This is a genomic window from Streptomyces vastus (assembly GCF_039532825.1).
GTDB classification, from domain to species: Bacteria; Actinomycetota; Actinomycetes; order Streptomycetales; family Streptomycetaceae; genus Streptomyces; species Streptomyces vastus.
In genome coordinates this window covers 45,825-58,408 of the sequence record NZ_BAAASJ010000059.1, presented here as the reverse complement: position 1 = coordinate 58,408, position 12,584 = coordinate 45,825, and the positions used below count along the sequence as shown (strand labels likewise).

Below are 12,584 nucleotides of genomic sequence, written 5' to 3'. Positions count from 1 at the left end.
GCAACCTGGATGAACGGAAGATGAACTCAGCAGGACCGTGAGGTGTATCAAGAGATGTATTAAAATGAGGCGCCGCCCCTCCCGTGGTACCGGAGGGGCGGCGGGGGAGTCGAACTCAAGCGGAGGATCGGGCTCCGTCGGCCCTTGCTTCCAGCTCTTGCTTCTAGCCCTTCGCGAACTTCTTGAGCCGGCTCATGGACCCGTTGAAGAGATTCTGGTCACCCGGCAGGCTCCCGCCGTTGTCGTACTGCCAGAACGTCCACGTCCTCCAGCTCGCAGGCAGCGCCCCTGCCGACGAGCTGTAGCGGGCCAGCCAGAGTGCGTGGTTCGAGGCGAACGCGGAGCTGTTGCCCGTGCAGTTCTTCCACCAGTGCGTGGTGGTGTAGATCACCGGGCGGCGGCCGGTCTGCCGCTTCACCTCGTTGCTGAACGACTTGATCCAGCCGACCATCTTGGCCTTGCTCAAGCCATAGCACTTCTTCTTGCCGTACGGGTTGTACTCGATGTCGAGCGCGGGCGGCAGCGTCCAGCCGTCCGCCCGCCAGCCGCCTCCGTTGCGTACGAAGTACGCCGCCTGTGTCCTGCCGGACGACTTGTGCGGCAGCGCGAAGTGGTACGCCCCGCGGACCAGGCCCGCGTTGCGCGCGCCGTGGTACTGCTGGCCGTAATAGGGGTTGCGGTAGGTGTGGGACTCGGTTGCCTTCACATAGACGAACTTGGCGCCTTTGCTCTTCGCCTTCGACCAGTTGACGTTCTTCTGGTGCGAGGAGACGTCGTGCCCCTTGGGTTTGGCTGCCGCCGAGACCGGAACCTCGACGAGAGCGGTGGAGCCGATGGTCAGCGTCGCCACGGAGAGCAGGGCGAAACGGGCCCGGCGACTGCCGGACAGTTGGCGACTGCGAGACGGTCGGCGACTTCGGGACGGTTTGCGATCACGGGCCATCTTTCCCCCCGGAATGGCGGCGTGCACGACAAATCTCCGCGAGGTTATTGGAAGATCCGTGAAACTCCGTCGGCCGTCGGCCAATTGATCCGGTCGGGCGTTCTGTTCGTATATGCGACCTTTCGGAGGTGCGCGTTCCGCCCTAAAGTGCCCTGGCCCGCGCCGGGCCGGCGCGCGCGGCTGGCAGGATCGCGGCATGGCCGAACAGCGGTGGGACGCAGGGGGCGGGCGGGACGTGGCGGGGCAGGGCGCGCGGGACGCGACGGAACGGGCCTGGCGCGAGCTTGTGGCGACGGCCCGCCGGACGGTGTCCGAAGGGCTGGTCGTCGGAACGTCGGGCAATGTGTCGGTCCGGGTCGGGGACACCGTCCTGGTCACGCCGACCGGAGTCCCGTACGACGAACTCGGGTCCGAGGACGTCTGCGGGGTCGGTCTCGACGGCCGGCAGGTGCTCGGTTCACTCGTTCCGACCAGCGAACTGCCCATGCATCTGGCGGTCTACCGCGCCACCGACGCCCGCGCCGTCGTCCACACCCATGCCGTGCACGCCACGGCCGTCTCCACGCTCGTCCCCGAGCTGCCGCTCATCCACTACATGGCCGCCGCGCTCGGCGGCCCCGTCCGCGTCGCCCCCTACGCGACCTACGGCACGGAAAAGTTGGCCGAGAACATGCTCCGGGCGCTGCGGAACCGCACGGCCTGCCTCCTCCAGAACCACGGCACCCTCACCTACGGCACCACCCTCCTTCAGGCCTACGACCGCACGGCCCAGCTGGAGTGGATGTGCCGCCTGTGGCTGACGGCGTCGTCGCTTCCGGGTCACTCGCCGTCGCTGCTGAGCCGGGAGCAGGTGGCGGAGGTGGGGGAGCGGCTGAAGGGGTACGGCCAGCCGTAACCGCCCTCCGGGCGCACTTTTCGCCGTCCCTTCGGCTGGCCGACAGCGGGCTCCGTCTGGAGACTGGACCCGTGCGCACAGTGAAAGTGACGGCCGCGGCCGTCACCGCCGCCCTGGCCGCCGGAGCCGCCACCGTCGCGGCCGGCCGCTTCGCGAGCGACGCCGCCTTGAAGGCGTCGCCGGACCGACCGCTGCCCACCGAACCCCGGCTCACCGTGCACGCCACGGCCGCCGGGCGGATCACGCTCACCCGAGCCCTGGCCTCCCAGCGGCCGGGCATGTACGGCCTGAGCGGCAACGCGAGCCATGCCGTCGTCGGTACGGTCCTGGACGCCGTCCCGCACCCCGCCGACACGGTCGTACGTCGACTGGAACGCGTCACCCGCGGCACGCTGGAAGCCGGCGACAAGGTGTGGTTCACCCCGACCGTGCACATCGGCGACCCGAGCACCGCGCTCAGCCTCGACCACACCGACGTCGACATCCCCGGCGAACTCGGCGCACTGCCCGCCTGGTTCGTGCCCGGCGCCCGCGCGACCTGGGTGATCACCGTGCACGGTCTGGGCACCACCCGCGAACACCCCATGAATGTCATGGAGTTGCTGCACCGCCTCCGCTTCCCCGTTCTCGACCTCGCCTACCGCGGTGACCCCGGCGCACCCCGCCCACCTGACGGCCTCTGTCACCTCGGCGAGACCGAGTGGCCCGACCTCGACGCGGCGATCCGCTACGCCGTGCGCTCCGGCGCCGAACAGGTCGTCCTGTACGGCTGGTCCACCGGCGCCACCATGGCCGTGCGCGCCGCCGCGCACTCCGCGCTGCGCGACCGGATCTCCGGGCTCGTGCTGGACTCGCCCGTCCTCAGCTGGGAGGACACGCTGCGCGCCCTCGCCGCGGCCCGCCGCACCCCCGGCGCCCTGCTTCCGCTGGCCGTCCGTGCCGCTCAGGGGCGCACGGGCCTGCAGGGCGACCGGATCCAGGGCGCGGCCGACCCCGACCTGCTCAAGGTGCCGGTCCTCGTCCTGCACGGCCCGGACGACGCGGTCGCCCCCTGGGCGCACTCCCGCCGTCTCGCCGACCGCCGCCCCGACCTGGTCACCCTGCACACCGTCCGGAACGCCCCGCACGGAGCCATGTGGAACGCCGACCCGGCCGGTTACGAAGAGGCCCTGCGCCGCTTCCTCACGCCGCTGATGTAGCCCTCGGCTACCTCCTCCCTCCCTCCCTCCCTCCCTCCCTCCCTCCCTCCCTTCCTTCCTGTTCCTTCTCGCGTTCCCTCTCGGCTTCCGGTTTGACCCCGAGCACCTGGTTGCCGGGGGCCTGTGAGCGCCCGTGGAGCCCGGTGCGTTGGCCTCCCCTGTCGCCCTCCGCGACCTTCCGTTTGGGTTTTCGGACCGTCAACCGGAAGACTGCCCCCGTGACGTCCCGTATCCCGCGCGACTCCAGGCTCCGACTCGTCCGCTCACGACCCCTGGCCGCCGCTCCCCGAGCGATGGACCAGCGGCGTACGCGCCGACCCGCACCGCGCCCGCCCGAGGGCACCCCGGCGCCCGCGGAGCTGGCCCGCATGGCGCGTGCCCAGCTCGCCGGCGCGGCCCGTGTCGCCCGCTGGGCCGACGCCGCGCTCAGCCCCGGCCGGGACCTCGGCGGCACGCCACCCGACGGCACGGGCACGCTCTCCGAGGCGACCGCCCAACGGGCGGCCGACGACCTGGCCCTGACTCCGGCTCAGGTCCGTGCGGACTGGGACACCGCACGACTCGCGGGCCTCATCGAGGTGCACGGCGACAGCGCCCGCCCCGGCTGGCGGCTGCGGGCCTGGAACCGCGACGACAGCGCCGTACTGCGCGGCTGGGTCGCCCTCTTCGACGCCTGGTCGCTCGCCTGCCCGGAGCCCGAGGACCAGGAGCACGCGGCCGTCGCCGAGGTCGTCTCCGCGATGCCCCAGGTGCTCTCCTTCCTCCAGCTCTCGGCCGGTCCCGTCCCCGTCACCCAACTCCTCGACCTCCTCGGCCAGCGCGTCACGGAACTGCGCACCGAGCGCTGCGAGATCCCGTACGGGCCGCAGCCCGAGCCGGTGGAGGAACCGGCCCAGGACACCCCTCTCGCCCCCCTCCTCGACTGGGCTCTGGGCGCACTCGCCTCGGTGGGCGCCCTCACCTGCGCCGACGGCCAGGCCACGCTCACCCCGCTCGGCAGCTGGGCGGTGTGGGTCAAGCTGGAGCAGATCTGCGTGGCCGCGCAGAGTCCCGCCGGGAACATCGAGCAGCCGGCCGAGGACATGCTCCGCGGCTGCGCCCAGCTGCGTCCGAACGCGGCCCGTGCCGAATACCGCGCCTGGCTCGCCGCCCGCCCCGTCGGCAGCGCCGTCACCGAACTCCTCGACGCCGCCCGGGGCGAGGACGCCCTGCTGCGCGGGCTCGCTTTCGAGGCGCTGCGCGTCGTCGGCGCCCCCGCCGAGCCGGACGTACGCGCCGTCGTCGACGAGGTCCACCTGCGCCCGTACGCCCTGCTGTGGCTCGCCGTGCACGACGGTCACGATCCCGAGGACGCCCACGAGATCCTCACCCGCGAAGAGGCCACCTGGCTGTGGGTGGACACCGCCGCGGCCGTCGCCGACCACGGCGAAGCCCCGCTGCTCGTACGGCACTTGGAGTCCGCCGTGCAGCCCACCGTGCCCGTGCTCCTCGACGAGGTCCGCGCCGTCGGCCACCCCCGCACCGTGCAGGTCCTGGTCGCCCTCGCCGCCGCCCACCCCGACCCGGCCCTGGCCAGGGCCGTACGCCGCGCCGCCTTCCAGGTGCACACCGGAGGCAACTGAGGCGCGTCGCCGAGTGGGGGCGGAGGAGCCGGGCCCGTATCCGGGATTCGGCGTCAGGCCTGTATTTCGGGGGCGTACGTGCCGAAGCTCCAGATATTGCCCTCCAGGTCACGCGCCATGTAGTCCCGCGATCCGTAGTCCTGGTCCGTCGGGGGCATGAGGATCTCCGCCCCGTGGTCGACGGCCCGCTGGTGGTGTGTGTCGACGTCGTCCACGACGACGTACACCCCGGTGTGGGTCGAGCCCTTCATCGCCTCGTCGAAGCGGCCGCCGCGGCCCCTGGAGCCGAGCATCACCGCGCCGTTGCCCTGCACCAGCTCCGCGTGCAGCACCGTGCCGTCCTCGCCCTCGTACACCGACGCTTCGATGAAGCCGAAGGCCTCTGTGAGCTGCCTGATCGCGGCCTTCGCGTCCCCGTACAGCAGCGTCGGAAAGATGCTCGGGCGTCCGCCGACCGTGCCCGCCATGCTGACCACTTCCTCTCGCCTCGTCGCCGCATGTGACCTGCTGAGTCCGACCTGCTCCAGTCTTGCACCCGGCACTGACAACGCCCTCGGAGCCGCAATCCCCGGCTCGTGGGGCGACGAACTGCCGGGCCGCAAAGGTGACGTAGAACATGCGCACGCAGAAAAACTGCTTGCAGACCCCCGTTAGACTGGCCCCATGGCCATTCTCCTCGCGCATTAGACGGCGTGATCGACCTCAGCCGCCCACCCCGTCATCAACCCCGCCCTGGAGTCTGTCCGTGATTTCCGCTTCCGGTATCGAGCTGCGCGCCGGTGCCCGCATCCTCATCGAGTCCGCCACCTTCCGCATCGCCAAGGGCGACCGCATCGGCCTGGTCGGCCGCAACGGCGCGGGCAAGACCACCCTCACCAAGGTCCTCGCAGGTGAGGGCATGCCCGCCGCGGGCACCGTCACCCGCTCCGGCGAGGTCGGCTATCTCCCGCAGGACCCGCGCACCGGCGACCTCGACATGCTCGCCCGCGACCGCATCCTGTCCGCGCGCGGCCTGGACACCCTGATCCGCAAGATGCGCGAGAACGAGCAGCGCATCGCCAACGGCACGGGCGCCACGCGCGAGAAGGCACTGAGGCAGTACGAGCGGCAGGAGACCGAGTTCCTCACCAAGGGCGGGTACGCCGCCGAGGCCGAGGCCGCCACCATCGCCGCCGCGCTCAACCTGCCCGACCGCGTGCTCGGCCAGCCCCTCCATACACTCTCCGGCGGTCAGCGCCGCCGTATCGAGCTGGCCCGCATCCTCTTCTCGGACGCGGACACGCTGCTCCTCGACGAGCCGACGAACCACCTCGACGCCGACTCGATCGTCTGGCTGCGCGACTACCTGAAGACCTACCGTGGCGGCTTCATCGTGATCTCCCACGACGTCGACCTCGTCGACACGGTCGTCAACAAGGTGTTCTACCTCGACGCCAACCGCTCCCAGATCGACGTCTACAACATGGGCTGGAAGCTCTACCAGCAGCAGCGCGAGGCCGACGAGAAGCGCCGCAAGCGCGAGCGGCAGAACGCCGAGAAGAAGGCCTCCGCCCTCCACTCGCAGGCCGACAAGATGCGCGCCAAGGCCACCAAGACCGTCGCCGCGCAGAACATGGCCCGCCGCGCCGACAAGCTGCTGGCCGGCCTTGAGGCAGAACGCAAGTCCGACAAGGTCGCCAAGCTGCGCTTCCCGGAGCCCGCGCCCTGCGGCCGGACGCCGCTCACCGCGGAGGGGCTGTCGAAGTCGTACGGCTCTCTGGAGATCTTCACCGACGTCGACCTGGCCATCGACAAGGGCTCACGCGTCGTCATCCTCGGCCTCAACGGCGCCGGAAAGACGACCCTGTTGAGGCTCCTCGGCGGCGTGGAGAAGCCCGACACCGGCCAGGTCATCGAGGGCCACGGCCTCAAGCTCGGCTACTACGCGCAGGAGCACGAGACCCTGGACCCGGACCGCACAGTGCTGGAGAACATGCGCTCCGCGAACCCCGATCTCGACCTCGTCGAGGTACGCAAAACCCTCGGCTCCTTCCTGTTCTCCGGCGACGACGTCGACAAGCCGGCCCGGGTCCTGTCCGGCGGCGAGAAGACCCGCCTCGCGCTCGCCACTCTCGTGGTGTCGTCCGCGAACGTCCTCCTCCTCGACGAACCGACCAACAACCTCGACCCGGCCAGCCGCGAGGAGATCCTCGGTGCCCTGCGCACCTACAAGGGCGCCGTCGTCCTCGTCACCCACGACGAGGGTGCCGTCGACGCACTCCAGCCGGAGCGGATCATCCTGCTGCCCGACGGCGTCGAGGACCTGTGGGGCGCGGACTACGCAGACCTTGTCGCCCTCGCCTGAGGCGCGCACGGTCCGGGGCGGGGGCCGGCGCGGGGTCAGCGGGGCTTGATCGAATGACTGATCAACTGCGTATGGATCATTCGGCTCATCCGTGATCCATCATCTGTGTGAGATCTCCTCGTACCGAGGTGTGTCGTACATCGATTTCGCGGCCGGACCCTCGGCCGGCCGGGGCCCGGCCGCTCCGCTTCGCTGACCTGGACCTTCGCGTGTGAACCCGTTCGGCCGTACGGACACCGCTGCCCGGAACCAAGGATTCCGCTCGTGAGGATGAGCTTCCGCGACTCAAAGCTTGTCCTACGGACCTTGCCGAATGGGTGGCCAGGAAGCTCTTGAGGGGTGATCATGAGAAGTCCAGAGCGCACTTCCCATGAGGAGGCACGGGTGGCCGAGACTCTGAAGAAGGGCAGCCGGGTGACCGGCGCCGCGCGCGACAAGCTCGCGGCAGACCTGAAGAAGAAGTACGACTCCGGTGCGAGCATCCGGGCACTGGCCGAGGAGACCGGCCGCTCGTATGGCTTCGTCCACCGGATGCTCAGCGAGTCGGGAGTCACGCTCCGAGGGCGTGGCGGAGCGACTCGCGGTAAGAAGGCCGCCTCGGCCTGAAGTCGGGCGGGCTCCTCGTTCTCCGATGGTGGCCACCCGGTCGGTCGGGTGACCGGGCGGGTGGTTACTGTGCAGTCACTTGAGGGTGCGTACGTACGGCACCCACTCTGACCGCACCCATCGGAGGCGCCCCATGGCTTCGCTCGACCCGGTACTCGACAAGGACGGCGTACGGCTCACCGTCCACGAGGCGATCGCCACGGTGACGCTGACCAATCCGGCCAAGCGCAATGCGCAGAGCCCCGCTCTGTGGCGGGCGCTGGCCGAAGCGGGGCGGCTGCTGCCGGGCACCGTTCGCGTTGTCGTGCTGCGCGCGGAGGGCAAGTCCTTCTCCGCGGGTCTTGATCGGCAGGCGTTCACGCCCGAGGGGTTCGAGGGCGAGCCGTCGTTCATCGAACTCGCGCGCGGTTCCGATGCCGAGCTCGATGCGACGATCGCCGGATACCAGGAGGGTTTCACCTGGTGGCGGCGCAGCGACATCGTGTCCATCGCAGCCGTGCAGGGGCATGCCATCGGGGCGGGCTTCCAGCTTGCGCTCGCCTGTGACCTGCGCGTCGTCGCGGACGACGTGCAGTTCGCCATGCGCGAGACCAGCCTCGGGCTCGTGCCCGACCTCACGGGTACGCATCCGCTGGTGGGGCTGGTCGGGTACGCCCGTGCGCTGGAGATCTGCGCGACGGGGCGCTTTGTTCTGGCCGAGGAGGCCGTGAGTACGGGGCTGGCGAATCTTGCTGTGCCCGTGGGGCAGCTCGACGATGCCGTACAGGATTTGGGGGCGGCGTTGTTGGCTGCGCCTCGCGATGCGCTTGTCGAGACGAAGGCGTTGCTCCAGGGCGCCGTTGGCCGTACGTATGCGGACCAGCGGGTCGCGGAGCGTGCGGCGCAAGGGCGGCGGCTGCGGGATCTGGCAGGGGTCGGTGACTAGCCGCTCCACTGGAAGGCCGGTTCGAAACGGCGGGTTCGTTGTGGCTTGTCGTTCCCGCACTCCAGGGCGCGTCCCACCTGGTCAGCTCATTCTGTGATCCTCGTGATCAGTACCGCCACCGATGGGTGGTCCGGGAGTGCTTCGCTCGCCGCCTCTCGGACTTCACGGGCCACGTCCAGGGCTCGCCGGTTCGCGTGGACCTCGAGTTCCACGCGGACGTGACGGCGCGGCAGGGTGGCCTCACCGGAGTACTCCTCGATGTGCACCGCGTGGCCCAGGCCGGTGAGTGTGCCGGTCAGGCGGGCTACGCCCGGGACGGTGAGCGCGGCGGCTGCCACTCGGGACTCGTCGTCTTCCTGTGTCGGCTCAGGCTCAGGCTCAGGTTCCTCGGTCTGCTGCCGTTGATCAGGACGTACGTCGGCCTCGTCCCCGTCTTCCAGCAACCCCGTCACCCGTAGATCCACCTCCGTGACCGTCAGCCCGAGCCGCTCCGTCGCCGCCTCGGCGAGAGTCGCGCGGAGGCGGGACGCGAGGGCGGGGAGGGGCTCGCCGGTCGCCAGGGTGGCGGTGAAGTCGCCGGTGATGCGCAGCGGACCCGGCGGCAGGGCGCTGGGCGGAGGCGGTACGGCGGCCACGTATGTCTGATCCGGGTCGGCGAGCGCGAGCCGTAGCGTGCCGAGGCGTACGCCCGGCACACGGCGCGCGGCTCGGCGCAGAACCGGCTCCGCCGCCGACTCTGTCATCCACGCACCGTCCTGGGGCCCGCCCAGCGGCAGAAGCCTGCCGAAGCCGAGCTGACGTCGTACTGCCTGGGTCCACCGATCCGCCGTCATCGCTCCAGCCTGCCGCATCACCTGCTGCGCCGGCGTGCAACCACACATAATGTGAGGGAAGGAGTGCAAGCCGGAAGGGACGCAGGGCGATGACCGAAATGACGCAGCGGAACCGGACGGAGAACCCCGAGGGCGAGAAGGGGGCGCCGGATGTACAGCCCCGCAGGCCCAGTGTGACCAAGCGCGGGGGAGGCGACCCGGCTTCTCGGGGACGTACCACCATCGCGGACGGTGTGGTGGAGAAGATCGCCGGGCTCGCAGCCCGCGATGTGCTCGGGGTGCATGCGATGGGCAGCGGGCTCTCGCGCACCTTCGGAGCGGTGAGGGACCGAGTCCCGGGCGGTGCGAAGTCCGTGACCCGGGGCGTGAAGGCCGAGGTAGGCGAGGTGCAGACGGCGCTCGACCTGGAGATCGTCGTCGACTACGGCGTCTCGATCACCGACGTCGCCGGCGCCGTGCGTGAGAACGTCATCTCGGCCGTCGAACGGATGACGGGTCTTGAAGTCGTCGAGGTCAACATCGCGGTCAGTGATGTCAAACTGCCGGAAGAGGAAGAAGAAGGAGAGTCGGAGACTCGGCTCCAGTAGTACCCGCCCCTTGATGCGCAGAGGAGCGCAGCATGAGCATGGCCGCGATCGGCATGATCGCCGGAATGGCGCTGGGCTTCGCCGGATACTTCGGCGGGTTCGGTGCCTTCCTCCTCGTGGCGGCCCTCGGCGCCGTCGGCTTCGTGGTCGGCCGCTTCCTGGAGGGTGACTGGGAAGTCGGTGACTTCTTCCGTACTCGCGGCGACCGGCGGCGGTGACGCACGTGACCGGTGAGCTCGCCGCGGCCGGAGCCCCCATCCGGCCCGGCAGCCCCGGCCGGACCGTCGCACCTGCCGAGCGCGGTGCGCTCCGCATCGCCGACCGGGTCGTCTCGAAGATCGCCGCGCAGGCGGCGCGCGAGGCCTTGGACGTGCTGCCCCGGGACGCCGGGCCGCCGCACGCCACCGTCGTCGTGCACCACGACACCGCCCGCGTCCGGATCGGCCTGGAACTCGACTACCCCTCCGACATCGGTGCCCAGTGCGCCGCCGTGCGTCGCCAAGTCACCCAGCGGGTAAGGATGCTGGCGGGTATGGAGGTGCCCGAGGTCGCCGTCCAGGTGGAGCGCCTGCACTCCGCGCAGGCACGCGGCGCGGCACAGGGGAGGACCCAATGAGCGAGTCCCAGGGCTCCGAGAGCACCCGCCGGCTTCCCGTCATCGAGAAGGCTGCCGAGAGCGAACTCGGCCAGTCCGCGTCCGCGGCGGCGTACGACCCACTGCCCACCAGCGACGCTGCGGACGACGGGAACGGCCGCTTCTGGTCCGTTCGCCGTGTCCCCGCGGTCATCCTCGCGCTGCTGGTCCTGGCCGGCGCGGGCCTCCTGCTGTACGACATCGTCTCTGTGCGCGCCGACCGGTCCGCCATGGCCTGGCGCAGGTCCCTGGCCCGGGAGCTCGCCGAGCGGCCCCTCGACGACACCTGGGTGCTCGTCGGCGCCGGGGTCGCGGCCGCTCTCGGCGTCTGGCTGATCGTGCTCGCCGTGACGCCCGGCCTGCGGGACGTACTGCCGATGCGCCGTCCCCACGCCGACGTACGGGCCGGTCTGCACAGGGGTGCCGCCGCCACGATGCTGCGGGACCGGGCCATGGAGGTCTCCGGGGTGCGCTCGGTACGGGTCCGAGTGGGGCGTAGGAAGGTCCGTGTGCGGGCGATGTCGCACTTCCGTGAACTCGACGACGTACGCGCCGACTTGGACGCCGTGCTCGCCGAGGGCATCAAGGGGCTGGGGCTGGCCCGGCGGCCCGCCCTGTCCGTGCATGTCGTGCGGGCGAACAAGAACCGGAAGGGGTGACGGCCGGTGCTGAGGATCGTGAACCGTGTTCTGGTGGGGCTCGTGGGCCTGCTCCTGGTCGTGGGCGGCGGCTCCGTGCTCGCCGTGGGCCTCGGCCTCGATCCGCCCTCGTGGTGGGTCCACGACGGGCAGCGGGACGTGCTGCTGAGCGACGCGGACCGGACCCGCTGGCGGGACGAGGGCTGGTGGTGGCCCACCGTCATCGCCGTACTCGCCGTCACCGTGCTGCTCGCCCTGTGGTGGCTGACGGCGGTACTGCGACGGCGTCGGCTGGCCGAGGTGCTCGTCGACACCGGAGACGGCGAGGGGGCACTGCTGCGCGGGCGCGCCCTGGAGGGCGTACTGTCCGGCGAGGCGGGCGCCCTGGACGGCGTACAGCGCGCACAGGCAGCACTGACCGGCAAGCGCAGCACCCCTCAAGCACGGGTCCACCTGCTCCTCGAACCACACGTCGACCCAGGCGACGCATTGCACGGCCTGACGACCCAGGCCCTCGCCCACGCCAGGGACTCGGCCGGGCTGGCCGCGCTGCCCGCCGAGGTACGCCTTCGCGGGGTCAAGCACCGGCCGGAACGGGTCAGTTAGAACCCGCGCCGAGCCCCACCATCAACAGGAACCATGACCCCCGTCACGTACGACGCAGCCGGTGACAGCAGGAACGCGGCCGTCCGCCCGAACTCCTCCGGGGTGCCGTAGCGGCGCAGCGGGATGCGGGACTCGTTGGCCGCGCGGGTGGCGTCCGGGTCGGGGGACAGGCCGTCGAGCTGGCGCATGCGATCCGTGGCGATACGGCCCGGGAGTACGCCCACGACGCGGATGCCGCGCGGGCCGAGCTCGTCCGAGAGTGACTTGGCGAAGCCCGCGAGACCGGGGCGCAGGCCGTTGGAGATGGTGAGGCCCGGGATCGGCTCGTACACCGAACCGGAGAGCACGAAGCCGATGACCCCACCCTCGGTCAGCTCCGCGGCAGCCGCGCGGGCCAGCCGGACCGCGCCCAGGAAGACGGACTCGAAGGCCGACTGCCACTGCTCGTCCGTGTTGTCGGCGGCGAAGCCGGGCGCAGGGCCGCCGACGCTGATCAGAATGCCGTCGAAGCCGCCGAAGCGCTCCCGTGCGGCGGCTATCAGGCTTGCCGAGGCCGCCGGGTCGGCGTTGTCGACGGCGACTCCGTGGGCGTTGGGGCCGAGAGCCGCGGCGGCCTCGGCCACCGTCTTCTCGTCCCGGCCCGTGATGATCACTTTCGCGCCGTCGGCGAGGAGTTCCTGCGCGGAGGCGTTGCCCAGGCCGCGGGTGGCCCCGGTGACGACGTAGACACGGTCCTTCAGTCCAAGATCCAT

General features: G+C 70.9%; 15 protein-coding genes. 11 read left to right on the top strand and 4 right to left on the bottom strand.

Annotation, left to right across the window (positions count from 1 at the left end):
- Positions 1-163: 163 nt before the first annotated feature.
- Positions 164-943, bottom strand: a complete 780-nt coding sequence (locus ABD357_RS24630; protein WP_425584985.1) for a lysozyme — start codon at positions 941-943, stop codon at positions 164-166.
- A 196-nt stretch (positions 944-1,139) separates the two neighbouring features.
- On the opposite strand from ABD357_RS24630, the gene ABD357_RS24625 reads away from it, so the two are divergent.
- The 3 genes from ABD357_RS24625 to ABD357_RS24615 all read left to right on the top strand — a co-directional run bounded on the left by ABD357_RS24625 (position 1,140) and on the right by ABD357_RS24615 (position 4,659).
- Positions 1,140-1,838: a class II aldolase/adducin family protein gene (locus tag ABD357_RS24625; RefSeq protein WP_344392953.1), complete on the top strand. Its 699-nt coding sequence runs from the start codon at positions 1,140-1,142 to the stop codon at positions 1,836-1,838.
- A gap of 71 nt (positions 1,839-1,909) precedes the next feature.
- Positions 1,910-3,037, top strand: coding sequence for an alpha/beta hydrolase family protein (locus tag ABD357_RS24620; RefSeq protein ID WP_344392950.1), 1,128 nt, complete (start codon positions 1,910-1,912; stop codon positions 3,035-3,037).
- A 218-nt stretch (positions 3,038-3,255) separates the two neighbouring features.
- Entirely contained in the window at positions 3,256-4,659 is a 1,404-nt protein-coding gene (locus tag ABD357_RS24615; protein WP_344392948.1) for a hypothetical protein, read from the top strand.
- A 53-nt stretch (positions 4,660-4,712) separates the two neighbouring features.
- Here ABD357_RS24615 and ABD357_RS24610 read toward each other — a convergent pair whose 3' ends face one another.
- A complete protein-coding gene (locus ABD357_RS24610) occupies positions 4,713-5,126 on the bottom strand; it encodes a VOC family protein (RefSeq protein ID WP_344392947.1) in 414 nt (137 codons plus the stop codon).
- 278 nt (positions 5,127-5,404) lie between these two features.
- Between ABD357_RS24610 and ABD357_RS24605 the strand changes: the two genes are divergently transcribed.
- From ABD357_RS24605 to ABD357_RS24595, 3 genes are all read left to right on the top strand, one after another.
- The gene (locus tag ABD357_RS24605) at positions 5,405-7,003 is read left to right on the top strand and encodes an ABC-F family ATP-binding cassette domain-containing protein (protein ID WP_344392946.1); all 1,599 of its coding nucleotides are present in this window, start codon (positions 5,405-5,407) and stop codon (positions 7,001-7,003) included.
- 384 nt (positions 7,004-7,387) lie between these two features.
- The gene (locus ABD357_RS24600) at positions 7,388-7,609 is read left to right on the top strand and encodes a helix-turn-helix domain-containing protein (protein WP_006123601.1); all 222 of its coding nucleotides are present in this window, start codon (positions 7,388-7,390) and stop codon (positions 7,607-7,609) included.
- 133 nt (positions 7,610-7,742) lie between these two features.
- Positions 7,743-8,534, top strand: a complete 792-nt coding sequence (locus ABD357_RS24595; protein WP_344392945.1) for an enoyl-CoA hydratase/isomerase family protein — start codon at positions 7,743-7,745, stop codon at positions 8,532-8,534.
- Between the two features lie 86 nt (positions 8,535-8,620).
- On the opposite strand, the gene ABD357_RS24590 is transcribed toward ABD357_RS24595, so the two are convergent.
- Positions 8,621-9,367, bottom strand: coding sequence for a nucleopolyhedrovirus P10 family protein (locus ABD357_RS24590; RefSeq protein ID WP_344392943.1), 747 nt, complete (start codon positions 9,365-9,367; stop codon positions 8,621-8,623).
- Positions 9,368-9,456: 89 nt separating this feature from the next.
- Here ABD357_RS24590 and ABD357_RS24585 point away from each other — a divergent pair, with 89 nt between their 5' ends.
- The 5 genes from ABD357_RS24585 to amaP are packed head-to-tail and all read left to right on the top strand — an operon-like array spanning position 9,457 to position 11,832.
- Positions 9,457-9,954: an Asp23/Gls24 family envelope stress response protein gene (locus ABD357_RS24585; RefSeq protein ID WP_344392942.1), complete on the top strand. Its 498-nt coding sequence runs from the start codon at positions 9,457-9,459 to the stop codon at positions 9,952-9,954.
- A 32-nt stretch (positions 9,955-9,986) separates the two neighbouring features.
- The gene (locus ABD357_RS24580; RefSeq protein ID WP_328772579.1) at positions 9,987-10,172 is read left to right on the top strand and encodes a hypothetical protein; all 186 of its coding nucleotides are present in this window, start codon (positions 9,987-9,989) and stop codon (positions 10,170-10,172) included.
- A gap of 5 nt (positions 10,173-10,177) precedes the next feature.
- Positions 10,178-10,570, top strand: coding sequence for an Asp23/Gls24 family envelope stress response protein (locus ABD357_RS24575; RefSeq protein WP_344392939.1), 393 nt, complete (start codon positions 10,178-10,180; stop codon positions 10,568-10,570).
- Entirely contained in the window at positions 10,567-11,247 is a 681-nt protein-coding gene (locus ABD357_RS24570) for a DUF6286 domain-containing protein (protein ID WP_344392937.1), read from the top strand. Before ABD357_RS24575 ends, ABD357_RS24570 begins: the two co-directional genes overlap by 4 nt.
- A gap of 6 nt (positions 11,248-11,253) precedes the next feature.
- The gene (amaP, locus tag ABD357_RS24565; RefSeq protein ID WP_344392936.1) at positions 11,254-11,832 is read left to right on the top strand and encodes an alkaline shock response membrane anchor protein AmaP; all 579 of its coding nucleotides are present in this window, start codon (positions 11,254-11,256) and stop codon (positions 11,830-11,832) included.
- On the opposite strand, the gene ABD357_RS24560 is transcribed toward amaP, so the two are convergent.
- A complete protein-coding gene (locus ABD357_RS24560; RefSeq protein WP_344392934.1) occupies positions 11,829-12,584 on the bottom strand; it encodes an SDR family oxidoreductase in 756 nt (251 codons plus the stop codon). The genes amaP and ABD357_RS24560 overlap by 4 nt on opposite strands.

Coding starts and splice junctions, on each gene's coding strand:
- ABD357_RS24630 (WP_425584985.1), bottom strand. CDS start 943: ATGGCCCGTGATCGCAAACCGTCCCGAAGTCGCCGACCGTCTCGCAGT.
- ABD357_RS24625 (WP_344392953.1), top strand. CDS start 1,140: ATGGCCGAACAGCGGTGGGACGCAGGGGGCGGGCGGGACGTGGCGGGG.
- ABD357_RS24610 (WP_344392947.1), bottom strand. CDS start 5,126: ATGGCGGGCACGGTCGGCGGACGCCCGAGCATCTTTCCGACGCTGCTG.
- ABD357_RS24595 (WP_344392945.1), top strand. CDS start 7,743: ATGGCTTCGCTCGACCCGGTACTCGACAAGGACGGCGTACGGCTCACC.
- ABD357_RS24590 (WP_344392943.1), bottom strand. CDS start 9,367: ATGACGGCGGATCGGTGGACCCAGGCAGTACGACGTCAGCTCGGCTTC.
- ABD357_RS24585 (WP_344392942.1), top strand. CDS start 9,457: ATGACCGAAATGACGCAGCGGAACCGGACGGAGAACCCCGAGGGCGAG.
- ABD357_RS24580 (WP_328772579.1), top strand. CDS start 9,987: ATGAGCATGGCCGCGATCGGCATGATCGCCGGAATGGCGCTGGGCTTC.
- ABD357_RS24570 (WP_344392937.1), top strand. CDS start 10,567: ATGAGCGAGTCCCAGGGCTCCGAGAGCACCCGCCGGCTTCCCGTCATC.
- ABD357_RS24560 (WP_344392934.1), bottom strand. CDS start 12,584: ATGGATCTTGGACTGAAGGACCGTGTCTACGTCGTCACCGGGGCCACC.